Source organism: Stenotrophomonas sp. OVS01A (genome assembly GCF_019969775.1).
Lineage (GTDB): Bacteria > Pseudomonadota > Gammaproteobacteria > Xanthomonadales > Xanthomonadaceae > Stenotrophomonas > Stenotrophomonas indicatrix.
The window spans coordinates 829,544-851,202 of record NZ_JAHXYV010000002.1 but is presented as its reverse complement, the minus strand read 5'-3'; the positions used below and the strand labels follow the sequence as shown (position 1 = coordinate 851,202).

The following is a 21,659-nucleotide window of genomic DNA, read 5'->3' as shown; positions in this document are numbered from 1 at the left end:
TGGTTTACCGGCGTGGGTTCAGCACGCTGGTGAAATCAACGTCCTTTGCGACGTAGACATTCACGATCGTGCCCTGGTTGATGGTGACAGTCGGCGGACGACGACCTTCGCTGAGGGCCTCATTGGCCAAGCGCTCCATGGTGCGCGCGGTGGCGCTCTCATAGGGCGAGCGGACAGCGAAGCCGTTGCTGGCGACGGTGGTCGACTCTGGACCGTGCTCTGCGGCAGCGTATTTGAAGGCGTCAGCGATCAGGCTGATCATCAGGGCCGACGCGATGCGGCTCCCCCAGTGAGCGCTGTACTGACCCGGATGACCGGCGCCACCCAGCTGGTCCACGCCAGGACTCGACATGGCCACGTCGATGCCGTTCGGGGTCGTGATGCGATCCCAGATGACTTCCACGCGCTTCCCGGTTGGGCCGCCACCGTATGCGCCATAGATCTTCGAACCCTTCGGCAGCAGCAGGTTGCGGCCGTTGATCGAATAGACCGGCTCGGTGACCAGGCAGGAGGTATAGCCGGCGATATCGGTGATGATGCGGGTTTCCAGCACGCAGCGCAGATAGGTGCCGCGCACCAGCAGGGCATCCGGGCTGCGGATGAAGCTGGCGCTGGACACGTCTTCCACGTCCGGTCCGCGACGGACCTTTGCCGGCGCCGCCTGGTTGTTGGGCAGCTGGGCCAGCATGGCACGGGTGTACTCATCCATGCCGCGGCCGCCATTGCCCCCGTTGCCATCCTGTCCATCACCACCACCCACCCCGCTCCCGGAGCCGATGCGGCGGTCCAGCAAAGTCGGGCCACGGTCCATCTCGCGTGCCGAATCGGACTGGGGAACGAACAGCGGGGTGGAATCCAGCGGCGGCGGCGGCGGTAGCGGCGGCACCATCTGGATCGGATCGGCAACAGCCTGCGGCGGTGGTGCAGCCGTCGGCAGCTCAGGCGTCACTGCGCGCGCGGTCTTGTTGACGTCCGCCGGGGCATCCTTGTCTTCCTGCCCCTTGCGGAACAGCAGGAAGCCCATGGCCACCAGCAGAACCACGATGCCGCCCAGGAACAGCAGTGCCTTGCGGTTCAGGCGTTGTTCTTCGGCCGAGCGCAGCTGCGGCGCACTGGCGTCCAGATCCGGCGCAGGGCCGGCCTGGGTGTTGCCGAAATAGGGATTGGACGACGCCTCGGGCGCAGCGCCAGAAGCGCTGCCGTAAGGGCTCTGGCTGTCGTCGCGCCCGTTGTTTGGATCGCTTCCGGGAGTGTTCTGCTGGCTCATTTCTTCACGTTCCTTCGCAGACCAACGACGAAATCGCCGTGGCGGATGACCAGGTACGGGTAGGTCCCGTGGACGATCAAGGTATTGCCTTCAACGGTGGTGTTGACCACGAAATCCTCGCCGTACTCTTTCTCACGGCCGAACACGGCCGGGAAAATGCCGGTCTTGTACTCCGGCGAGTTCGGAAGTTTCAGGTAGGTGAAACGACCATCGTCGTACGCGTTGACCGGAATCAGCCACCCCATCTTCTTCGCCTTGCTGGTCGAATAGGAGTAGTTGAAGTTGTACTGGCGATCCTTGGCCAACTCCGTGCTCAACAGCGGCTGTGCCTCTTCCTCCACGGCCTCCTGGGCAACACCGAACACGGTGTCGTTCGGGTAGTTGAAGGCGATCTTGTACTGCACGCCGGCACGACGGGCCTGCTCGAGCTGACGCCAATCGGTCGCCACCACCTTCAGTTCGAAGATGTACGAATGGGTCTCGGTGCGCACCATCATGTTGGTGTCGACATCGACGTTTTTCGGCTTGATGTAGAACACGTTCTCGCGGCGGGTCAGCTCCCAGCCGCTGCTGAAGCCGGTGCTGTAGTCGAGGATTTTTTCGTTCGGGCTCAGTTCGATCTGGGTGGTCAGACCCAGGCCGGTGCGAACCGGATAGATGCGGTCCTTCTCATACTCGTAATGGTCTACCGCCTGTGCCATCGCCGCGGTGGAAAACACCAGCGACAGCAACGACAGCAGCGCCAATGCGCTCCCCCTGACTTTTCGACTACTCATCGGTTGCTTGCTCCATCAGCATTTCCGGTGGAATTGTTCGGCGCCGGCGGCATGACCTGCCCCTGCTGCATCGGTTGCCCCTGCATCGGTTGCCCCTGCATCGGTTGCCCCTGCATGGGCTGGCCTTGCATCGGCTGCCCCTGCTCATTGACTGGCACTGCCACAGGTTGGCCCGTTGCAGGATCAATCATGGTTGCTGCGGCAGGGTTGTTCGGATCATAGATGCCCTGTGCCTGCTGCGCGGCCTGCTGCGCCTGCGCCTGCATCGCGCCATCGTCCGGCACCGGCACGCCACGTGCGTAATCGTTGTCCACGCGGTATTCGGTGACCTGGAAGGCCAGCGGATTGAGTACACGATCCTGTTCGGACAACGCCAGCTTCTGGTTGTACTCGAAGCGCATCGTCACCAGCTGGTTGTCCAGATAGGTCGCCGCGCCACTACGCTTGTCGAGCAGGCTGCGCTGGATGCGCACCGAAGCGCCGCGGAAACTGCCGTTCGCCTCAGTACCCAAGGGGGTGATGCTGAGGATCTTGACCCGGATCGCTTTCTCGCGACCGTACATCACGAACGGGTTTTGCGGGTTGTTGCCGGCATAGCGCTGACGCATGCTCTGGGCGACAGGACCGCTGGACATCACAAACACCAGCTCCCAGTCGCGCAGGCCCATCACCGCCGAGTCATACGACTCACGTGCCAGCACGTACTGGGCGACGTTGCTGCGATTGACCGCTTCGTTGGTGGTGATGGTTTCACCCTGGAACGTGCCGCGCAGGCGCGCAACCGTCGCCGTACCCGTATAGGCATCAGCCATCACCAGGAACGGCACCTTCTCCTTCAACGGCAGCATGTAGTAGTAGCCACCGGCCAGCGCCAGCGACATCAGCAACGAACCGGTGGCGACCCACCAGGCACGACGCTCGCTGCGCCGGGCCATGTCGGCCACGGTGATCTCGTAGCTGACCGCCTTGGCGACCGACTGCTCGACCTTGGGGCTGTTGCCTGCATCCTTCTTGCGGAACATGGGTTCTTCCGTACTGCTGAAACATCAATGGGCGCGACGCCCCTGCGCCAGACGCGGGGTGCGGCACGTTCGATGATTTCGACGCGGTCTCAGCTGCCGCTGCTGGCTTCGGGATCCTGGGCCGACGCGGTCGGCGTCGATCCAGCGCTCTGCACGACGATCTGGTTGCCGACGATGGAGACGGAAACGCCCTGCGCCGCATAGGCCGCCGTGAGATCGATCACGGCCTGCTGTGCGTTGGTGGTGTCGATCTCCGACACCGCGCCATACAGGGTGAAATCCGAACTGAGGCGATAGTCCAGCGTGCGGCCGGAATCCTTGGCCCAGCGCTCGAGCATGGCCTTCAGCGTGCGATCCATTGGCGACGCCTGATAGACGTAGCTGGAGTACAGCGGAATCTCGGTCGGAGCCGTCGCGAAACGGTTGACCGGCTTCCAACGCCCTCCAAAGTCGGGTGCGGGCTTGGTAGCACAACCGGCCACCATCAACGCCGCCACTGCGGCGATGGACATTTTTGCAATAAACGCCTGATTCATACGGGCTTCACTTTGACGTACGAAAAAGCAGTCCCGATGTTGGTCCCTTGGTCGTCCGGCACTGCGCGATGCACGCCGGAAACGTAACGAATGCACTGCTTAACAGCACATGGGCACGGTTCCCCTGCAGCTCGAAAGCTGCCAACCAAGTCGCGTGAAGCGACCTCATCCGAGGCCCCTCTCACGCACCCTCACCAACGTCGGAACCATCCCTGTTCCCATGGCTGAAACTCCTGGCCACTCTGAAAGCATGACGAATCACACAGATCCGCAAGCCACGCATAGAGTCGCACAACTACGCGTCAATTCGATGTCAGACAAATCTGAATTTTGACCAACGTATGGCGTTTCTTTGACGCGCTTCACTAATTCACCTCAATGAATGCGTGCATTCGTCACACTTTCAAGTCTGCAACTTAGACATCCAGCATCGGCACGTCAACCTTTGGCAGTAGACGTGACGTGAAATAGCGATCCTTGTAATAGCGAATCTTGTCGCACTTGACCGGATGCGGGATGCCTTCGTACAGGAAGACTTCCTTGTCCGGTCCCATCGCCTTGAGCTCCTGCGGCAGCATCAGCGCGCGACGCTCCTCGGTGAAGCTATGGGTCTTTTCACGTGCGTGGGTGACGTTCTTCTTGCGGATGGTGGTGTAGCCCAGCATGTCCGAATAGTCGTTGGCATCCTGCTGTTCGCGCGGGGCGTACAGGATCTGCAGCGCATGGTTGGTGATGATCGTGCGCGAGACCTCGCGGCCGTAGGTGGCATCCAGCTGCGACATGCTCTGGATGATGGGCAGCAGGCGCACGTTGTAACCGGCCATGTAGGACACCGCCGAGGCGATGATTTCGACCTTGCCGATCGAGGTGAATTCGTCCATCAACAGCAGGCACTGGTACTTCAGGTCCGGATTGGACTTGGGCAGTTCCTTGGTGTTGAGGTTGATCAACTGGCTGAAGAACAGGTTGATGATCAATCGGCTTTCGGCCAGCTTGTTGGGCTGGATGCCGATGTAGATGGTCATCTTCTTCTTGCGCACGTCGGTGAGCAGGAAGTCGTTGGTGCTGGTGGCCTTGTCCAGGACCGGATTGATCCAGGGGTTCAGCGGTTCCTTGAAGGTACCCAGGATCGAGGCGAAGGTCTCGTCGGCCTGGGACAGCATGTTGGCGAATGCCGAGCGCGCGTTGCTGCTGAGGAATGGGCGCTCGGACAGGCCCTTGAGGAACTTCTTCAGGTCGCTGCCATCGCCGGAGGACAGGCGGTAGACCGCACCCAGGGTCGGCGTGCCCTGCCCGCCCGGGAAGCCGCTGCTGCGCTCGTCATCCCAGTTCTCGAACAGGTACAGGGTGAAGGCTATGAAGGCATTGCGCGCCTGGCTGATCCAGAACTTCTGGTCTTCCGAGCCATCCGGATACAGCATCGCACCGATGCTCATCAGGTCCGAGACTCGGAACGCCGGGTCGTCGGAGACATAGCTGAGCGGGTTCCAGCGATGGGTGCGGCGATCTTCGGCGAAGGGGTTGAACAGGTAGATCTCCTGCCCCTGGCTGGCGCGCCAACCACTGGTCAGGTCGAAGTTTTCCTGCTTGATGTCCAGCACCACCAGCGATTCGCCGTACTCCAGCAGGTTCGGAATGACCACGCCGACGCCCTTGCCCGAACGGGTCGGGGCCGCCAGGATCACGAATTGCTGGCCGTCCAGCCGCACCAGCTTGCCGCCATGGCTGCCGACCACGATGCTCTGGCCGCTCTTCTTGAACATGCCATGCTTGGCCAGATCGGCGCTGGTGGCAAAGCGCGCATCACCATGCAGCGAGCGCTTGTCCTTCTTCAGCAGCACGACCAGGCCGACGATGGCCAGCACCAGCAGCGGCAGGCCGAAGCCGAGGTAGCCGGCCCATTTGATCTTGCCCACGAACGGGGCAACCTGCGGCTGGCCGATGGCGTGGAAATACTGGTAATAGGTATTCCAGGTGAGCAGCTTGGTATCCAGACCAAGCAGCAGCAGCGTCAGGTAACCGGAAAGCACGAACCCAAGCAGCAGGGTCGCCAGCGTGATGATGGCGATGAGCAGATACTTCTTACTGGACAACACCCGAATCCTCCATGATGCGCCCGAGGGCGCGACGGCTTAGCGGCGGCGTCGCTGCGACGCCTTCCTCCGCAGGTTGACTTCATTCTCCAGCCCGGGCTCCACGCCCTCTTCCCGCACCAGTTCCTCAAGGTACCGGCGCGCATCGGCCAACGACATCAGGTCGGTCAGACGCTCCCCACCGTCGACGATGACCGCATGGCCGACCACATCGCCGGGAGCGTACACCGGCTCGTGGGTCACCGCTACCAGACGGAAGCGGCCGCGTAGTTCCAGCTGATGGGTGTATTCCTGCATGTCTCATCTCCCTGATGGAATCCAGATGCCATTCCTGCAGCGTCCGATGATGCCTGCACGGCCGTGGTGGCGGCATGCAGACAGTCCGTACGACAATACACGCTTGCACCGGGGAGATCGCAATGGACTGGGTAGCACGTGCACGCATGCTGGCGCTGGAGGCCCATGCCGGCCAGGTCGACAAGGCAGGGCACCCCTACATCGGCCACGTTGGCCGGGTGGCCGCTGCCGTGCGCGGCGATGATGAAGCCGAGGCGGTGGCTTGGCTGCATGATGTGATCGAGGACTGCCCGGCCTTCGCTGGGCAGGTGCAGGCCTTTCCCGCTCCGTTGCAGGACGCGGTCCGGCTGCTGAGCCGGACGTCTGCGGCGGATGCCGACACGTACTACGCACGAATTTCGGCGGATCCGCTGGCACTGAAGGTCAAGCTGGCCGACATCGCCGACAATGCCGATGAAGCGCGGCTGGCATCGCTGGATGCCGCCACCGCCGAGCGCCTGCGTGACAAATACCGACAGGCCTTGGCGGCGCTTGGCCAGCCGGCCACGCCGGCAGCACCACCCATCGAACACTGATTTACCCCCAGCCCGGCTGATGCCTGTTGCGGTGCAGCAGTACAATGGGGCGCTTCCCCGCCCCTTTGCGCCCCCGAATGAGCCCCAACTCCCCTCTGGCCGCTCGGCTGACGCCGCGCCAGCGTACCCTGATCATCCTCGCCCTGTCGTTGGGCGGCTTCGCCATCGGCACCAGTGAATTCGCCAGCATGGGCCTGATGCTGGAGATCAGCCGCGGCCTGTCCATCAGCGAGACGCAGGTCGGCCACCTGATCAGCGCATACGCCATCGGCGTGGTGGTGGGCGCACCGATCCTGGCCTTCGTCGGCGCCAGCTTCCCGCGCCGCAAGCTGCTGCTGGCGTTGATGGGGTTCTATGCCGTCGGCAATCTGGCCAGCGCATTGGCCCCGAACTACGGCACGATGCTGGTGGCGCGCTTCGTCGCTGGCCTGCCGCATGGTGCCTACTTCGGCGTGGCGATGCTGGTGGCCGCAGCGATCAGCCCGGCCGGCCAGCGCGGGCAAGCGATGTCGCGCGTGCTGTTGGGGCTGTCGGTGGCGATCCTGATCGGCAATCCGCTGACAACCTGGCTGGGCCAGCAGCTGAGCTGGCGTACCGCCTTCGCCCTGGTCAGCGTGCTGGCCATCGCCACAGTGGCGATGATCGCGCGCTTCCTGCTGCCCGATCCGGATGAGGTGCGGACCTCGCCGATGCGCGAGCTGCGCGCATTCAACACCACCCAGGTTTGGCTGGCGCTGTCGATCGGTGCGGTGGGCTTTGCCGGCATGTTCTGCGTGTTCACCTACCTGGCACCGACCCTGGTGCAGGTGACCGGCGTGGCCGAGTCGTGGATGCCGCTGGCGGTGGGCGTATTCGGCATCGGCGCGATCATCGGCAACATCGCCGGCGGCTGGCTGGTCGACAAATTCCACTTCAAGGCCGCCGCCGTGGTGCTGGTGTGGTCGATCGTGATGCTGCTGCTGTACCCGCTGGCCGCCGAATCGGTGTGGACCATCGGCCCGATGATCATCACCGTGGGCACGATGGGCGCCCTGGCTGCGGTACTGCAGACGCGCCTGATGGACGTGGCCGGCGAGGCGCAGACCCTGGCCGCCGCCTCCAACCATGCGGCGTTCAACACCGCCAATGCACTCGGCCCGTGGCTGGGCGGCATGGCGATCAGCGCCGGCTTCAGCCCGGCCACCACCGGTTACGTAGGTGCGGCGACGGCGGTCGGCGGCCTGCTGCTGTGGTGCGTGTCGGTGATGCTGGAGAAGCGCAGGGTTGCCATCGCCGGCAGCCGCTGAACTGCGCACGGTTCGTCAGCCGTCGCCCAGGCGACGGTGTTGCCCTGGAGGCAACAGGCAGCACCGCGCTGGCAGCGGCTGCACACCGAACCTACCGCAGGCAATAGCTGAAGCGTTCGCCCAGTGCCATGGCCTCATCCTGGCGCTGCACCCGCTCAAGCACGCCGACGATCTGCTGGAAGCGAGGCCCCAGCGCCTCTCTGGAAACCTGATGGCCGTTCCAGGTCAGCTGCAGCGGGCGCTCGACGCTGGCACTCAGCAGATCCCAGAGGGCGTCGAGATTGTTCCCATAACCGCGCTCGACACCCAGTGCGAGCGCCAGCGTCTCGTGGAATGCCCGCTCGCTGTGGATGCGGTTGCCGTCCAGTTCGATGTCCATTGCGGGCTACTCCGTTGCCAGCGGCGAGTGGAAATTCAACCTGCATGCTATCCCAGCCGCATGCGCAGCGCTGAAGCGTAGCAGCGGACCTCGTTGACTTCGCCACCGCGCTGGCCTGACAGCCTCATCACGGTAGGAAAACGAGGATGGAGACACCTGTCTGCAACCGAGAACACCATGCCGGACACCGGCCACTTCGCCATCCATGCCTTCGAGGCCGCGTTCAATATTTCCGGCGACGTGGAGCGCATCATTTCGCTTACCGTGTCATGCCGTCATTGTGCGGAAATCACCTGCGCCCAGGATGCAAACCTGTTGCACCTGCCGGGCGGTACGCTGTTCCGTTGTGATGCCTGTGGCTGCCATCAGGCCATCAGCAATGCGCGCCTTTCGGACTGGCAACTGCCGCCCCTGCTGGGCGTATGAGGACGTGCCATGCCGTTGACTGAAGAACAGTTCACCATCCTGCGCGCCATTGCCGATGCGCACCCTGTGGGAAGCGATGCGGCGACGTGGGCCGTGAAGGAAGGCCTGGCGGTGCAGGCGGAAGATGCGGATATCGATCTGACCCCACACGGGCGCGACATGCTGGCCTCCCAACCGGCACGCTGACCGGGCAGCACTGGCATGCAGTATGCACATGCCGTGGTCAGCTCATCACGGCATTTGCCCGCTGGCGGTGCGACGAACACGCGGCGTAGATCTGCGTTGTTGCAGAGTTGCGCACGCCAGCCCCCCAAGCGCGACACAGTCCTCATGCACCGCCAGCTTTCCCCCACCTGCCACGATGCGATTGCCCTGCGGGCCGGCGCGCTGGGTAGCGTGCTGGGCGTGGCGCTGTTCAAGGTCTTTGCGCTGTCTGCCGCAGCGGCCGGCTCGATGATGACGGTCGGGCTGTGGCTGCTGGGATGTGCACTGCTGGCGGCTTGGGCGTTGGCGGCCTGCCTGACCTGCCTGGCCTTGAGCCGGCGCGTGTTCGTGCTGATGCTCGCGCTGTCGACGGTGTTCCTGATCTGCATCGCCTGATAGGCAGTCAGCGGCCTCAAGCACCTCCACAATTGTTATTCAATAACAAGTGCTGCCAGTCGGATTGCGCGTGAGCCAGGTCACGGATTGAATTCGATAGCCAGACCGGCCCTCTTGAGATCCCCCCATGCGCCTGCTGCAGCCCCTGCTCCGCTCCGCCCTCTGTTTCCTTGCTCTCGCTTCGATCAGCGCCTGTGCCACTTATGACGATTCGGCCATGCACGCAGCCTGCCAGGAGTCGCCGCATGTGAAGGACCTGCCGCCTGAGGTTGCCGCCCGCGAAAGCCGATGCAGCAAGAGCGTTGAGGTCTGGTCGAGCGAGCGCAAAGGCAGTGACCAGCCGCTGGACCTGAGCGGCAAGAAGAAGGATCTCTGAAAGATGGCGGCGCAGCCCCGCGCGGGCTGCGCCGGAACTCAGGCAATCGCTTCCCTGCCAGCTGAGCTCGTCCATTCCTGTACCGCCCGCGCCAGTCCTGCCGCATCGGCGCCATCACTGGCCCAGGCGACAATGCCGTCCGGACGAACCAGCAGCGCCGACAGGCCCAGTGAATCGACAGCGGGCTGCGCGATGGACAGGATGCGGGCCCGTTCAACATCAACCGCCTCGCACAACGAGGCAGCAGCATCGAACACCAGCAGCACCGCCTGCCCTGCCCGCAGTAGTTCACCCATGCGGCGACCATCGACCAGCAGGAAATCCGGCGTGCTGCGGCCCACCAGCGGATGGGTATGGCCGAGGTCCAGCTGCTGGCCCACACCCCACACGCGCTCGGCGAGATACGTGGCGCCATCACGTGTTTCTGCCAGATCGGCCACGATGGCAGCCAGTGCACGTGAGCCCGCGCTTGGGCGCATCAATGCGACCTGCGCGCGCGACCATTCCAGCACGCGCGCGCCGATCGGATGGCGTTCGGCCTGATAGGTATCCAACAGCGCATCAGCTGCCTCGCCGCGAACGACGGCGGCGAGCTTCCAGCCAAGGTTCATCGCATCGCCCAGGCCCAGATTCAGGCCCTGCCCACCCAGCGGCGAATGCACATGCGCGGCATCGCCGGCCAGCAGGACGCGGCCACGACGATAGGCGGTGGCCTGCCGTGCGCCGTCGGCCCAGGTGGTGGCCAGATGCAGTGCGGTGATCGTTGCTTCGCGGCCGGAGATGCGGCGCAGCAGCGCCTGTGCCGATTCGCGATCAAGTGGCTGGCGGTGGCCCGCGCCGCCGTCGAAGTCGGCCAGGGCGATCGTGCCCGGCGGATTGAAGTTGCACATGCCCTGCGCGGTGGTGTGACGCCCCGGGCTGAGTACCGTCGGATCTTCCAGTTCAACACTGAGCGAGTGGCCGGTGAACTCTGGATCGGTACCAGCAAAGCTGAAACCACACTGCTTGCGCACGGTGCTGCGGCCTCCATCGCAGCCGACCAGCCAGCGCCCGCGGAAGGCCTGTCCGCCCGCCTCGACCTGGACCTCGTCGGTCCCCATCTGCACGCTCTGCACGCCTGCACCACGCAGGATCACTGCGCCCAGCGCCTGCGCGCGCTCGGCCAGCACGGCCTCCAGCGCCTGCAGTTCCACCGCCATCTGCGTGCCGACCGGGCTGGGCAGGCGCCACGGCCAGCGACCGCTGTCGACGTTGTCCAGTGCAAACGGAATACCCGCGAAGTGCCCACCCAGCTTGCGTGGCTGCGAGAGCCAGTGCGCGGTTCCCGGCGGCGGCGGGCCTTTCTCCGGCTTCAGCACCTGGCCGGCTGCCACCGCGTCCAGCAGACCGCGCCGGTCGAGCGCCTCCAGCGTCGGGGCATTCAAACCGCGCAGCCCGAACGGCAGGCGCTTCAGCGGCGAATCCGGCGAGGCCGCCTGCTCCAGCACCAGCACCGCGCTTCCTGCCTGACACAGTTCACAGGCCAGCAGCAGTCCCACCGGGCCAGCCCCGGCAATGACGACGTCGTACCGCATTGGAAATCCTCGTGAGCACCGGTTCGGCGCTCTGGCGGTCGCAATGTTACACTCGGTGTACTTTTCCACAAGTGACCCACCCATGCACCCGCCACCCGGCCGCCGCGAGCAGCGCAAAGCCGAGACCCGACAGGCGATTTCCGACGTCGCCACCCGGCTGATCATCGAGCGCGGCTTCGAGGCGGTGTCAATGAGCGAGATCGCCGACGCCGCCGGGGTTTCGCGCAAGACGGTGTTCAACTACTTCGCCAGCAAGGAACAGCTGGTGTTCGACCGTGATGAGGAAGCGCGCCAGTTACTGCGCGAGGGCATGGGGGCGCGCATGTCGATGACGCCGCTGGCCGCCTTCCAGGCACTGGTGCGGGAACTGCTGGACACCGGCCATCCGCTGCTGCGGATCAACGCCGGTGCGGCGTCGTTCTGGAAAACCGTGGCCCAGAGCACCGTACTGGTGGCCCATGCGCGGCAGCTGCAGGCGCTGCTGACTGATGACCTGGCGCAGTTGATGGCTGAGTCAGCGGGGCGACCCGTCGGCGACGCCGACGCGCGACTGGGTGCGACGATGCTGATGGCGTCGATGGTGGCCGCCTACGAACAGGGGCTGCGCGCCCTGTCGTTCGGCGGCGATCCGCGGCAGGCGATGGTGCCGCTGATCGTGCGCGGCGCCACCGGCGTGCTGGTGGCTTTGGCCGGTACACCGTATACGGATCCGTCCGCGCGTCCATGACGCAATCGGGGGATGGGCACCCGCTCATTGCAAATGCTACTCTTTCTCATTTGCAGACAAGCCTGATACGCCCATGCCCCACTTCCTGCCCCGCCGCAGCATTCTGTGCCTGGCGACGACACTGGCTTTTGCCACTCCCGGATACGCCGCCGACGCCACGCCCAGCCGCGTGCAGGAGCTGGACAAGGTGGAGGTGCGTGGCCGCGCACAGACGTTGTACCGGGTGGATGACGCGGCTGTCGGCACCCGCACCGATACACCGCTGGAACTGGTGCCGCAGTCCATCCAGGTACTGCCGCGCGAGCTGATCGACGACCAGGCTGCACGCCAGGTGACCGATCTCTATCGCAGCATCAGCGGCATCAGCTACTTCAGCTATGCCGGGGTGACCCTGCGTGGTTTCCGCCAGGAGAACGTGCTGTATGACGGCCTGCGGGGCGACCCCTATGCGGGATTCTCGGTACCGCAGTTGTTCAACATCGAGCGGGTGGAGGTGCTGAAGGGACCGGCCGGTGCGCTGTACGGGGGCGGCGACGCTGGTGGCGTCATCAACTATGTGACCCGCAAGCCGAAAGCCACTGCCGAACGCCGCGTTGAACTGCAGATGGGAAACAAGGATTTCCGCGCCGGCTCGATCGAAGGTACCGGGCCGTTGAATGCAGCCGGCACGGTGCGCTACCGCGCCGGCCTGTACGGCGACAACGAGCAGGGCGTGCGCTGGAACACCGACAGTGAAAGCGTGATCGGCGATGCCTCGCTGGCCTTCGACGTGGGCGACACCGGCGAGCTGGTGCTGCAGTTCACCGACATTGCCCAGAACCTGGGCGGCAATCGCCTGCGCGGTGTTCCGGTCGATGACAGGGGCAATTTCCTGACCGACCGCCGCTGGAACCACAACGAGGCCAGCGACTTCCTGGACATGCGGGCCAAGGTGGCGCTGGCACAGTACCGTTTCGCGCCGCGCGACAACCTGGACGTGGATATTGCCGCGCGCTGGTTCAGCAACAACGAACACCAGATGTACCACGAGCCGATGGGCCTGATCGACCGCGACCGCGATGGTGTGGCCGAATGGATGACCCGGCAGCTGCGCAACCAGATCCGCGACAACGAGGCGTTCACCGCCAACGCCAATGCGGTGTGGCGGGTAAGCACCGGTCCGGTGGAACACAAGGTGCTGTTCGGTGCGGACGTATACCAGCTGGATGCGGACTTCACCGCGCAGACCGCCAACAGCGCCGACCTCGCGCGCGGCGCCGGCCCGGTGCGTGGCATCGACCTGTTCAATCCGGTGTATGGCGCCAGCACCTGGCACGATTACAACCTGTCCAGCCTGCCCTGGCGCAGCACCAGCACGCGCAGCAGGCGTTATGGCGGTTACCTGCAGGACGAGCTGGCCCTGACCCCGCGCTGGCACGTGCTGGCCGGCCTGCGCTGGGACGGTTTCAAGGACGACGACCGCCTTGCCGGCAGCAGCGTGGATGGCAACGACATCAGCTGGCGCCTGGGCAGTACGTTCACCGTTCGCGATGGACTGAACCTGTATGCCAACGTGGCCAGCGGCTTCGTGCCGCAGTCGGCGGCCAACCAGAATTCCGCCGCGGGCGGCCCGTTCGATGCCGAGCGCAGCAGGCAGTGGGAAGTGGGCATGAAATCGCTGCTGGCCGAGCGCCTGAGCCTGAACCTGGCGGCCTACCGTATCGACCGCAGCAACATCGTGCAGGCCACTGGCGAGGTCATCAATGGAGTGAACCAGCTGGCGGCGTTGGGCCTGGTGCGCAGCACCGGCATGGAACTGGATCTTCTGGCCGACGTGACCGAGCGCTGGGTGCTGAACCTGACCTACGCCTACAACGACGCGCGGGTGAAGGACGCGGGCCCCAATGGCATCACCAATGCCTCTGGCGATCGCTTCGCCAATGCACCGCGCAACAAGCTGGGCCTGTGGACGCGCTACGACCTGCCGGCGATCAACTCGGCCATTGGCTTCGGTGCCGACTACGTGGATGAGCGCATCAGCCTGGATGGCCAGCGCGTGAAGCCGTATACCGTGTTCGACATGAGCTGGAAAACCACGTGGAAGCAGTGGCAGTTCCAGGCCAACGTCAAGAACCTGTTCGACAAGGTGTATGCCGCCAGCGGATTCATCGAGCGCAACGGCCATTTCCCGGGCGAGCCGCGCCGGGTGTATGTGCAGGCCGGTTACAGCTTCTAGGCCAGCGCTATTGAGCAACGCCTCAGGGAGGTGGAATGGCCACCTCCCCGGCCTGCATCAGCCCGAGCAGGACACCAGCATCGAGCGCGTGGCCATCTGGGTGGAGGTGAAGCCGTTCTTGTTGCCGACCGCGATGGCGTTGCCCTCGTCGCCGTCCTTGCTGAAGACCACGTAGCCGCCCGGGCACATCTGCCCGGCCTTCTCGTAGCAACCGCTCCAGGAACTGGAGCCGCTGCAGTCGATGGAAACGCCGCGGCGGCCATCCGGGGTGACGGTCATCTTGGCGGTGGTGCAGCCGGTCAGCGTGGCGAGCAACAGCAGCGGAACGAACAACTTCATGGTGACTCCAGGGATGGGAACTGCGAATGGGCGCCAAGGCTGGAGCGCCTGGATTGCGTGAACCTTGCGCCGTCCCCGCGGCGTCATCGCATCCCTGCATGACCTGCCGGCGGCTGTGCAGGCACGCCATGTTCACGCAATGTTCCTGTAATACGGTGCCGGCGCGTGCCGAACCGCCCTTCTGCGGCCTCTCCCTGCCCAAGCCCTGCTGATGCACATCCTGCTGATCGAAGACGAAGCCGAACTGGCCGCCACCCTCAAGTCCGCCCTGCAGCGCGAGCGCTATGTGGTGGACGTGGCCAATACCCTGGCACTGGCCCGGGAGGCGGCCCTGTACGGCCTGCACGATCTGGTGCTGCTGGACCGCACCCTGCCCGATGGCGATGGCCTGGCGTTGATTTCCCTGCTGCGCGAGCGCAATCCCGGGGTGCCGATCATCGTGCTGAGCGCGCTGGGCCAGTTGCCGGACCGGATTGCCGGGCTGGATGAAGGCGCCGATGACTACCTGGCCAAGCCCTTCGCGCTGGAGGAGCTGTTCGCGCGGATACGTGCTGCGGGCCGTCGCCCAAGCGGATTGCAGGTGGAGTCCATCAGCATCGGCCGATTGGTGTTCGACCCCGCCTCGGGCGAGGCCAGTGTGGGCGGCCAGCGGCTGGAGCTGCCGCGGCGCGAGATCCGGGTGCTGGCCGCCCTCGCACGGCGCCTGGGCCGCACCGTGCTGCGCGAATCCATCGAGATGGCGGTGTATGGCTTCGACGACGGCATCCATTCCAACACCCTGGATTCGCACGTCTCGCGCCTGCGCCGAAAACTCGCTGACGCCGATGCGGGCGTGGAGATCCACGCCATTCGCGGGGTTGGCTATCTGATGCGGGAAAGCAAGTGATGGCGCGTCGCCCGTCGTTGAAGCGCCCACTGATCGTCAAGACGCTGATCTACCAGTTGCTCGCACTGCTGGTGGCCTTCTTCGCCCTGCTGATGGTGCTGGTTCGTGCCGACAGCGGTGGCTACTACACCATCCAGACCTTCGCACCGGTGGCGGCCGAGGCGGTGCACCGCGACCGCAACGGCGAACTGTACGTGCAGCACACGCCGGAGCTGTCCGAACTGCTGAAGATCGTCCCTGGCGCATGGTTCATCGCCGAGGACGAGCATGGGCACTACGTCACCTTCGGTCATGTGCCACCGGCCTATGCCTCGCTGGTCGGCGCCCTCGATGGCATCCCCTATGGCGACCTGCGCGGGCGTGATCGCAGCGATGGCCTGGCGGTGGTAGTGCGCCAGCACAGCGGACCGGCCGGCAAGCTGACCATCATGGCCCATGGCGAAACCGATTCGCTGACCATGCAGATGGCGTTGGCCGCGCACATCATCACCCTGCCGATCTTCCTGCTGCTGGCGCTGGCCACCATCATCCTGACGCCGATCATCGTGCGGCGGGCACTGGCCGGTGTCGAGCGCATCGCGCAGGAAGCCCGCAACATCTCGGCCAGCCGTCGTGGCATCCGCCTGACCGAGACCGCGGTGCCGGTGGAAATCGCGCCGCTGGTAACCGCCGTCAACGATGCATTGGACCGGTTGGATGAAGGACACGAGCGGCAACGCCGTTTCATCGCCGCAGCGGCGCATGAGTTGCGCACGCCGATCGCGATCCTGCGGGTAAAGATCGATGCCGCTGATGATTCGACTTCGCGCAGCCTTGCCGTGGAAGTCGCGCGTCTGGCGACCCTGGCCGAGCAGCTGCTGGACCTTCACCGCATGGAAGAGGACGGTCCAAAGGAAACCCTCAACCTGGCCCGGGTGGCCAAACGGGTGGCCGCCGATCTTGCGCCCCTGCTGATCCAGTCGGACAAGACGGTGGCGGTGGCGGTGGAACCCCACTTCCCGGTGCTGGGTGAGGCCGGCGCGGTCGAACGGGTGATCTCCAACCTGGTGTTGAATGCCGCCGAGCACGGTGGCCGCCAGATCATCGTGCGGGTGCAGGGCAGCTGCCTGGAAGTGGAAGACGATGGCCCCGGCATTCCGGTGGACCAGCGCGAACGTGTGTTCGAGCCGTTCCAGCGACTGCGCCCACGCCAGACCGGCGCGGGCCTGGGACTGAACCTGGTGCGGCAGGTGATCGACCGTCACCGTGGCCATGTCACGATTCTGGATGCCCCCGGTGGCGGCGCGCTGATCCGCGTCGAATTCCCACAGCACCCGGGCGTTGCCTCTGCGCCATCGCTAGAGCAGTGAGGACGTCCGCACATCGGTGACTGCCGCCTGTCCGTGCGCTGCAGACAGCGATGACACGCAAGGTTGCGGCAATGTTCGCTGCGCAGCATCGAATCGATGGCATCTGCGGTGCCATCGCGTTCCATCCTGACAGGAAGCCTGTACGTGACCGAAGGAGTTCCTCCACCCTCCTCTTCTAGCCGATCCCGCGCGACACCAGCTACATCTGGTTTGACCGCGGCTGCGTGGAATAGACGCTCGCATGCCGATCGCGCGCGCGGACTGCCGCATTGGCCACAGTGGCTTCGCGCGATCCCTGCGGTGAAGCGTCCGAACGTGCTGATGCGCCTTTTTGCCGCGCTGTTCCTGTTGCTGCCCGGCAGTGCACTGGTGGTTTCGACGCACCACCATGCACACGCAGCCCTGACCAGCGCAGTGCTGCTCTTCGTCGTCGCACATGCCGTGCTGCACGCGCTGTCCGCATGGCGATCAACTACAGCGCGAACCCTCCCTGCTGCTCTGCGCAACATGGACAGGCATGCAGCGTGGATGATGCTGGCCAGCGCGTGGGTCCCGCTGGTGATACCTCGCGTGCACGCGCAGCCGACCAGCACACTCGCTGCCGCAGGGCTGGTGATCGGCACGCTGTGCCAGCTCTGCAGCCTGGGCATGACATCCGACCGTCTGCGCAGCGCATTGCTGGTGCTGGGCAGTGCCTTGCAGTTCATCACCGTGGCGCTGGTCATCGCCATGGAAGTGACCTGACAACTACGACAGCGCCGCAAGGTTCACGCAATCCATCACCTTGAGACTCGACGGCCAACCACGCCCGGTACTCGGAGCGTGCATCTCTCCTGCCGCGAGGACCACCGATGACCTGCCCCTTCTGGATGCTGTGCGAATGAGCACGGCACCGCGTAAACACCGCCGACTGCTGATGACCGCCGGTGCCGTACTGTGCACTGCCATTGCCGTCTGGTTCTGGCTCCGACCGGCACCGCCACCACCGCTGCAGCTCGCGTCCGTGGTGCGTGGGAACATCGAGCAGGTGGTGGAAGCCACCGGCACCCTCAAGCCATCGCGGCTGGTGAGCGTGGGCGCGCAGGTTTCCGGACGCATCGAAACCCTGTACGTGAAGCTGGGCGACAAGGTGAAGGCAGGTGACCCGATTGCCGACATCGACTCCCGTACCCAGCGCAATGCACTGCTGAGTGCGCAGGCAGCGCAGCGCACCGCACGCGCCAACCGCGATGCACTGGCCACCGATCTGCGCCAGCTCGAACTGACCCTGCGGCGGCAGCAACGGCTGGTCGCATCGCAGCTGGTTGCGCGCGCGGACTTCGACGCAGCCACCGCCAAGGTGGAGGCGACACGCGAACAGATCAAAGCGCTGGATGGAGAGATCGTGCAGCGGCAGACCGAGGTGGACATCGCGCAGACCAATCTGGAATACACCCGCATCACCGCGCCTACCGATGGCACGGTGCTGGCGGTGGTCGCCCGTCAGGGGCAGACGGTGAACGCGGTACAGAGCGCACCCACCATCGTCATGCTGGGCAACCAGGACGTGATGACCGTCTATGCCGAAATCTCCGAGGCCGACGTTGTGCACACCACGGTCGGCCAGGAAGCCTTCTTCACCATCCTTGGCGATGCGGGCCGCCGCTACAGCAGTACCCTGCGCGACATCGCGCCCGCGCCCGAATCGATCACCAACGAAGATGCGTCCAGCCTCACGTCACCGGCGTTGTCCGCCGGCAGCCGTACCGCCATGTACTACAACGGCCAGTTCGACGTGGACAACCGTGATGGGCGCCTGCGCAGCTACATGACCGCCCAGGTACGCATCGTGCTCGGCCGTGCCAACAACGTGCTGACCATCCCCTCCGCCGCGCTGGGTGCGCGGGCCGGCGATGGCAGCTACAGCGTACAGGTTCGCGGTGCGGACGGGCGCGCCGTGGCGCGGCGCATCGCCATCGGGCTGGATGACCAGATCCAGGTGGAAGTACGCAGCGGCTTGAAGCAAGGCGAGCAGGTCGTTCTGGCTCAAGCCGGCGACGAAGACGCCGCCGCACCCGCGCAGCCCCGATGAGCGCCCCCATGAGCGAGCCTCTGCTGAGCGTACGTGGGCTGCGCCGTGAATTCGCCGCCGGCGAGCAGACGCTGGTGGTACTGGACGGTGTGGACCTGGACATCCATGCCGGTGAACTGGTGGCCATTGTCGGCCAGTCCGGCTCGGGCAAGTCGACGCTGATGAACATCCTCGGCTGCCTCGATCGGCCCTCTGCCGGCGAATACCAGATTGCAGGACGCCAGACCGCGCAGATGTCGCCCGATGAACTGGCCGAACTACGCCGCGAACACTTCGGCTTCATCTTCCAGCGTTACCACCTGCTGGCCGACCTGACCGCGCTGGGCAACGTGGAAGTGCCGGCGATCTATGCCGGCATGCCCTCCCCCGCGCGCCACGCGCGGGCCGCCGAACTGCTGGCGCGGCTGGGCCTGGGGGAACGCATGCAACATCTGCCCGGCGAGCTGTCGGGGGGCCAGCAGCAACGCGTGTCGATTGCCCGCGCACTGATGAATGGCGGTGCGGCGATCTTCGCCGACGAACCGACCGGCGCCCTGGATACACAGTCGGGCAAGGAAGTGATGAAGATCCTCGGCGAGCTGCATGCCGAAGGCCACACCGTGGTGCTGGTGACCCATGACATGGCGGTGGCCGAACACGCCCAGCGCATCATCGAGATCCGCGATGGTCGGATTGTCGATGATCGTGCCACGGGTGCTGGCTCGGCAGCGGGCATGGCGCCGACCGCGATGGCGCAACGTAACGATGGCATCGGCTGGCAGGCCGTGCGTGATCGCTTCTCCGAGGCCTTCCGCATGGCCCTGCGCGCCATGAATGCACACCGCATGCGTACCTTCCTGACCATGCTCGGCATCATCATCGGCATCGCCTCGGTGGTGTCAGTGGTCGCGCTGGGTACGGGTGCGCGTCAGGCCATCCTGTCCAACATCTCTTCGCTGGGTACCAGCACCATCGAGATCTATCCAGGCTCCGGCTTTGGCGACCTGCACGCGGCGCGGGTGGAGACCCTTACCCCGGGTGACAGCGTGGCCCTGGCCGGGCAACCGTTCGTGGACAGTGCCACCCCTGGCGTAGCCACCACGGGTACCGCGATGCGCGGCAACCGCTCCGCCAGCGTGCAGGTGCAGGGCGTCAGCGAACAGTACTTCCGCGTGCATGGATTGAAGCTGGGCGAAGGCACCTTCTTCGGCGCGCAGGGTGTGGCTGTCTACCAGCAGGTGGCGATCATCGACGCCAACACCCGCGCGCGCTTCTTCGCCGCAGCCGAGAATCCCATCGGGCAGACCCTGCTACTGGGCACCGTGCCGGTGCGCGTGGTGGGTGTGGTGAAGAAAGATGCCGGCGCCGCCGGCGACGCCTCGCTGCTACGGGTGTGGATGCCCTACACCACCGCCATGGCGCGGGTGTTGGGCCAGAGCCATGTATCCAGCATCACCGTGCGCGTATCCGATGCGACCAGCATGGACGCGGCCGAGCAGGCCATTGCGCGGTTGCTGACCCGCCGCCACGGCAGTACCGACTTCTACATGAGCAACAACGCGCAGATCCGCCACTCGATTGAACAGACCACCGGCATCCTCACCATGATGATCAGCTCCATTGCCGCCATCGCGCTGGTGGTCGGCGGTATAGGAGTGATGAACATCATGCTGGTATCAGTGACCGAGCGCACCCGTGAGATCGGCGTACGCATGGCCGTGGGGGCGCGGCGCAGCGACATCCTGCAGCAGTTCCTGATCGAGTCGGTGCTGGTGTGCCTGCTTGGTGGTGTGCTGGGCATTGGCGTGGCGTTGCTGCTGGGCACGGTGCTGGCACTGGCCGACGTGGGCTTCAGCCTGGTGTTTTCAGCAAGTTCAATCATCGCGGCGTTCGCGTGTTCCAGCCTGATCGGCATCGGCTTCGGCTTCCTGCCGGCACGTCGCGCGGCGCAGCTGGATCCGGTGGAAGCTCTGGTCCGGTAGGCGCTGCAATTACCTGTCGTGACGGCAGGTTCGCGCAATGTCTGCGGTGTGTACTGCAGCTACCGACGATGTCCGCACAGGAGCTGGACGATGTTTCTGAAAACAGGAAGGACTGTGCTGCTGCTTGTGGCGGCCGCACAACTGCTGGTGCTGCTGCCCTACTCGGGCGATGCCCATGCGCAGCGTGGCGACCGCCACAACCCGCAGTGGAACCAGGACTATCGTGACCGCGAGCGCGATGACTGGCAGCGCCGCGAGCGCGAGCGGGAGCGTGACCGGGAACGTGAGCGCCGACACGACGCCAAGGCCACAGGCGTAGTGGTAGGCGTCGTGGGTGCGGCCGTGGTGGCGGGCGTGATTGCGGCAGCGGCGAAGCGCGAGCGGGAAACACGTGAGCGCGCCGATTACTGCATGAACCGCTACGGCAACTACGACCGCCGTACCGACAGCTATCGCGACCGCGATGGCTACACCTACCCCTGCCGCTGACTCCCTCGCTCAAGGAATACATGCAATGCATATGAACAAGACCGCCCTGCTGATCGCGCTATGCGCCGCCCCGCTGCTTGCACAGGCGGCGCCAGCCGACCCGAAACAGGCCTATATCGATTCCACCTTCACCGCGATGGACAGCAACAAGGACGGTCGCGTCGACAAGGGCGAGTTTGCTACGTATCAGCAGGCACGCTTCAGCAAGCAGGCTGACTCGATCGATGCCGCGTTCGCTGCGATGGACAAGAACAAGGACGGAAAGATCAGCAAGGAAGAAGCGACCGTGGTGCCGGAAATCACGAAGTACTTCACGGGGCTGGATACCGACAGCGATGGCTACCTGTCGCTGAAGGAAATGCAGCAGGCGATGGTGGCGGCGCAGACTGCCGACGCACCGGGGAAGTGACGGGTG

24 protein-coding genes are annotated in these 21,659 nt (G+C 64.9%); 15 read left to right on the top strand and 9 right to left on the bottom strand.

Annotated features, from left to right (window positions below; genetic code table 11):
* Nucleotides 1-4: 4 nt before the first annotated feature.
* The 6 genes from LC407_RS12695 to LC407_RS12670 form a co-directional block, all read right to left on the bottom strand.
* The gene (locus tag LC407_RS12695) at nucleotides 5-1,267 is read right to left on the bottom strand and encodes a TrbI/VirB10 family protein (protein ID WP_223482925.1); all 1,263 of its coding nucleotides are present in this window, start codon (nucleotides 1,265-1,267) and stop codon (nucleotides 5-7) included.
* Complete coding sequence (locus LC407_RS12690) at nucleotides 1,264-2,043, bottom strand: TrbG/VirB9 family P-type conjugative transfer protein (protein WP_154880794.1); 780 nt, start codon at nucleotides 2,041-2,043, stop codon at nucleotides 1,264-1,266. The genes LC407_RS12695 and LC407_RS12690 overlap by 4 nt, the downstream gene beginning before the upstream one ends.
* Entirely contained in the window at nucleotides 2,040-3,065 is a 1,026-nt protein-coding gene (locus LC407_RS12685; RefSeq protein ID WP_223482924.1) for a type IV secretion system protein, read from the bottom strand. The genes LC407_RS12690 and LC407_RS12685 overlap by 4 nt, the downstream gene beginning before the upstream one ends.
* An 89-nt stretch (nucleotides 3,066-3,154) precedes the next feature.
* Nucleotides 3,155-3,601 (bottom strand): hypothetical protein, encoded by a 447-nt coding sequence (locus LC407_RS12680; RefSeq protein WP_025878721.1) that lies wholly within the window; start codon nucleotides 3,599-3,601, stop codon nucleotides 3,155-3,157.
* A 416-nt stretch (nucleotides 3,602-4,017) separates the two neighbouring features.
* The gene (locus LC407_RS12675) at nucleotides 4,018-5,697 is read right to left on the bottom strand and encodes a type IV secretory system conjugative DNA transfer family protein (RefSeq protein ID WP_025878722.1); all 1,680 of its coding nucleotides are present in this window, start codon (nucleotides 5,695-5,697) and stop codon (nucleotides 4,018-4,020) included.
* A 36-nt stretch (nucleotides 5,698-5,733) separates the two neighbouring features.
* Nucleotides 5,734-5,991, bottom strand: coding sequence for a hypothetical protein (locus LC407_RS12670; RefSeq protein WP_025878723.1), 258 nt, complete (start codon nucleotides 5,989-5,991; stop codon nucleotides 5,734-5,736).
* Nucleotides 5,992-6,113: 122 nt separating this feature from the next.
* Here LC407_RS12670 and LC407_RS12665 point away from each other — a divergent pair, with 122 nt between their 5' ends.
* Nucleotides 6,114-6,566, top strand: coding sequence for a phosphohydrolase (locus LC407_RS12665; protein ID WP_080148512.1), 453 nt, complete (start codon nucleotides 6,114-6,116; stop codon nucleotides 6,564-6,566).
* A gap of 77 nt (nucleotides 6,567-6,643) precedes the next feature.
* Entirely contained in the window at nucleotides 6,644-7,852 is a 1,209-nt protein-coding gene (locus LC407_RS12660) for an MFS transporter (RefSeq protein ID WP_033831433.1), read from the top strand.
* Nucleotides 7,853-7,943: 91 nt separating this feature from the next.
* On the opposite strand, the gene LC407_RS12655 is transcribed toward LC407_RS12660, so the two are convergent.
* Nucleotides 7,944-8,231, bottom strand: a complete 288-nt coding sequence (locus LC407_RS12655) for a barstar family protein (protein WP_223482923.1) — start codon at nucleotides 8,229-8,231, stop codon at nucleotides 7,944-7,946.
* A gap of 93 nt (nucleotides 8,232-8,324) precedes the next feature.
* Between LC407_RS12655 and LC407_RS12650 the strand changes: the two genes are divergently transcribed.
* The 4 genes from LC407_RS12650 to LC407_RS12635 all read left to right on the top strand — a co-directional run bounded on the left by LC407_RS12650 (nucleotide 8,325) and on the right by LC407_RS12635 (nucleotide 9,633).
* Entirely contained in the window at nucleotides 8,325-8,657 is a 333-nt protein-coding gene (locus LC407_RS12650) for a hypothetical protein (RefSeq protein ID WP_223482922.1), read from the top strand.
* Nucleotides 8,658-8,666: 9 nt separating this feature from the next.
* Entirely contained in the window at nucleotides 8,667-8,843 is a 177-nt protein-coding gene (locus LC407_RS12645; protein ID WP_223482921.1) for a hypothetical protein, read from the top strand.
* Nucleotides 8,844-8,987: 144 nt separating this feature from the next.
* On the top strand, nucleotides 8,988-9,257 hold the full coding sequence (locus tag LC407_RS12640; protein ID WP_025878728.1) for a hypothetical protein: 270 nt from the start codon (nucleotides 8,988-8,990) through the stop codon (nucleotides 9,255-9,257).
* Between the two features lie 127 nt (nucleotides 9,258-9,384).
* Nucleotides 9,385-9,633, top strand: coding sequence for a hypothetical protein (locus tag LC407_RS12635; RefSeq protein WP_100436505.1), 249 nt, complete (start codon nucleotides 9,385-9,387; stop codon nucleotides 9,631-9,633).
* 38 nt (nucleotides 9,634-9,671) lie between these two features.
* Here the strand turns inward: LC407_RS12635 and LC407_RS12630 are convergent, their stop codons facing one another.
* Nucleotides 9,672-11,207, bottom strand: a complete 1,536-nt coding sequence (locus LC407_RS12630) for an FAD-dependent monooxygenase (RefSeq protein WP_223482920.1) — start codon at nucleotides 11,205-11,207, stop codon at nucleotides 9,672-9,674.
* Between the two features lie 82 nt (nucleotides 11,208-11,289).
* Here LC407_RS12630 and LC407_RS12625 point away from each other — a divergent pair, with 82 nt between their 5' ends.
* Nucleotides 11,290-11,934: a TetR/AcrR family transcriptional regulator gene (locus tag LC407_RS12625; RefSeq protein WP_223482919.1), complete on the top strand. Its 645-nt coding sequence runs from the start codon at nucleotides 11,290-11,292 to the stop codon at nucleotides 11,932-11,934.
* Between the two features lie 73 nt (nucleotides 11,935-12,007).
* A complete protein-coding gene (locus LC407_RS12620; protein WP_223482918.1) occupies nucleotides 12,008-14,149 on the top strand; it encodes a TonB-dependent receptor in 2,142 nt (713 codons plus the stop codon).
* A 57-nt stretch (nucleotides 14,150-14,206) separates the two neighbouring features.
* Here LC407_RS12620 and LC407_RS12615 read toward each other — a convergent pair whose 3' ends face one another.
* Nucleotides 14,207-14,488 (bottom strand): hypothetical protein, encoded by a 282-nt coding sequence (locus tag LC407_RS12615; RefSeq protein WP_059064492.1) that lies wholly within the window; start codon nucleotides 14,486-14,488, stop codon nucleotides 14,207-14,209.
* A 211-nt stretch (nucleotides 14,489-14,699) separates the two neighbouring features.
* Here LC407_RS12615 and LC407_RS12610 point away from each other — a divergent pair, with 211 nt between their 5' ends.
* From LC407_RS12610 to LC407_RS12580, 7 genes are all read left to right on the top strand, one after another.
* Nucleotides 14,700-15,374 (top strand): response regulator transcription factor, encoded by a 675-nt coding sequence (locus LC407_RS12610; RefSeq protein WP_223482917.1) that lies wholly within the window; start codon nucleotides 14,700-14,702, stop codon nucleotides 15,372-15,374.
* On the top strand, nucleotides 15,374-16,723 hold the full coding sequence (locus tag LC407_RS12605; RefSeq protein ID WP_223482916.1) for a HAMP domain-containing sensor histidine kinase: 1,350 nt from the start codon (nucleotides 15,374-15,376) through the stop codon (nucleotides 16,721-16,723). The genes LC407_RS12610 and LC407_RS12605 overlap by 1 nt, the downstream gene beginning before the upstream one ends.
* A 321-nt stretch (nucleotides 16,724-17,044) precedes the next feature.
* Nucleotides 17,045-17,467: a hypothetical protein gene (locus LC407_RS12600; RefSeq protein WP_223482915.1), complete on the top strand. Its 423-nt coding sequence runs from the start codon at nucleotides 17,045-17,047 to the stop codon at nucleotides 17,465-17,467.
* A gap of 136 nt (nucleotides 17,468-17,603) precedes the next feature.
* Nucleotides 17,604-18,794 carry an efflux RND transporter periplasmic adaptor subunit gene (locus LC407_RS12595; RefSeq protein ID WP_223482914.1) on the top strand — a complete coding sequence of 397 codons (1,191 nt, stop codon included), beginning with the start codon at nucleotides 17,604-17,606 and terminating at the stop codon, nucleotides 18,792-18,794.
* The gene (locus LC407_RS12590; protein ID WP_223482913.1) at nucleotides 18,791-20,755 is read left to right on the top strand and encodes a MacB family efflux pump subunit; all 1,965 of its coding nucleotides are present in this window, start codon (nucleotides 18,791-18,793) and stop codon (nucleotides 20,753-20,755) included. Before LC407_RS12595 ends, LC407_RS12590 begins: the two co-directional genes overlap by 4 nt.
* A gap of 90 nt (nucleotides 20,756-20,845) precedes the next feature.
* Entirely contained in the window at nucleotides 20,846-21,244 is a 399-nt protein-coding gene (locus LC407_RS12585; protein ID WP_223482912.1) for a hypothetical protein, read from the top strand.
* A gap of 31 nt (nucleotides 21,245-21,275) precedes the next feature.
* Complete coding sequence (locus tag LC407_RS12580) at nucleotides 21,276-21,653, top strand: EF-hand domain-containing protein (RefSeq protein WP_317850718.1); 378 nt, start codon at nucleotides 21,276-21,278, stop codon at nucleotides 21,651-21,653.
* Nucleotides 21,654-21,659 lie beyond the last annotated feature (6 nt).

Coding starts and splice junctions, on each gene's coding strand:
- LC407_RS12695 (WP_223482925.1), bottom strand. CDS start 1,267: ATGAGCCAGCAGAACACTCCCGGAAGCGATCCAAACAACGGGCGCGAC.
- LC407_RS12690 (WP_154880794.1), bottom strand. CDS start 2,043: ATGAGTAGTCGAAAAGTCAGGGGGAGCGCATTGGCGCTGCTGTCGTTG.
- LC407_RS12685 (WP_223482924.1), bottom strand. CDS start 3,065: ATGTTCCGCAAGAAGGATGCAGGCAACAGCCCCAAGGTCGAGCAGTCG.
- LC407_RS12680 (WP_025878721.1), bottom strand. CDS start 3,601: ATGAATCAGGCGTTTATTGCAAAAATGTCCATCGCCGCAGTGGCGGCG.
- LC407_RS12670 (WP_025878723.1), bottom strand. CDS start 5,991: ATGCAGGAATACACCCATCAGCTGGAACTACGCGGCCGCTTCCGTCTG.
- LC407_RS12665 (WP_080148512.1), top strand. CDS start 6,114: ATGGACTGGGTAGCACGTGCACGCATGCTGGCGCTGGAGGCCCATGCC.
- LC407_RS12660 (WP_033831433.1), top strand. CDS start 6,644: ATGAGCCCCAACTCCCCTCTGGCCGCTCGGCTGACGCCGCGCCAGCGT.
- LC407_RS12655 (WP_223482923.1), bottom strand. CDS start 8,231: ATGGACATCGAACTGGACGGCAACCGCATCCACAGCGAGCGGGCATTC.
- LC407_RS12645 (WP_223482921.1), top strand. CDS start 8,667: ATGCCGTTGACTGAAGAACAGTTCACCATCCTGCGCGCCATTGCCGAT.
- LC407_RS12640 (WP_025878728.1), top strand. CDS start 8,988: ATGCACCGCCAGCTTTCCCCCACCTGCCACGATGCGATTGCCCTGCGG.
- LC407_RS12635 (WP_100436505.1), top strand. CDS start 9,385: ATGCGCCTGCTGCAGCCCCTGCTCCGCTCCGCCCTCTGTTTCCTTGCT.
- LC407_RS12630 (WP_223482920.1), bottom strand. CDS start 11,207: ATGCGGTACGACGTCGTCATTGCCGGGGCTGGCCCGGTGGGACTGCTG.
- LC407_RS12625 (WP_223482919.1), top strand. CDS start 11,290: ATGCACCCGCCACCCGGCCGCCGCGAGCAGCGCAAAGCCGAGACCCGA.
- LC407_RS12620 (WP_223482918.1), top strand. CDS start 12,008: ATGCCCCACTTCCTGCCCCGCCGCAGCATTCTGTGCCTGGCGACGACA.
- LC407_RS12615 (WP_059064492.1), bottom strand. CDS start 14,488: ATGAAGTTGTTCGTTCCGCTGCTGTTGCTCGCCACGCTGACCGGCTGC.
- LC407_RS12610 (WP_223482917.1), top strand. CDS start 14,700: ATGCACATCCTGCTGATCGAAGACGAAGCCGAACTGGCCGCCACCCTC.
- LC407_RS12605 (WP_223482916.1), top strand. CDS start 15,374: ATGGCGCGTCGCCCGTCGTTGAAGCGCCCACTGATCGTCAAGACGCTG.
- LC407_RS12600 (WP_223482915.1), top strand. CDS start 17,045: ATGCGCCTTTTTGCCGCGCTGTTCCTGTTGCTGCCCGGCAGTGCACTG.
- LC407_RS12595 (WP_223482914.1), top strand. CDS start 17,604: ATGAGCACGGCACCGCGTAAACACCGCCGACTGCTGATGACCGCCGGT.
- LC407_RS12590 (WP_223482913.1), top strand. CDS start 18,791: ATGAGCGCCCCCATGAGCGAGCCTCTGCTGAGCGTACGTGGGCTGCGC.
- LC407_RS12585 (WP_223482912.1), top strand. CDS start 20,846: ATGTTTCTGAAAACAGGAAGGACTGTGCTGCTGCTTGTGGCGGCCGCA.
- LC407_RS12580 (WP_317850718.1), top strand. CDS start 21,276: ATGAACAAGACCGCCCTGCTGATCGCGCTATGCGCCGCCCCGCTGCTT.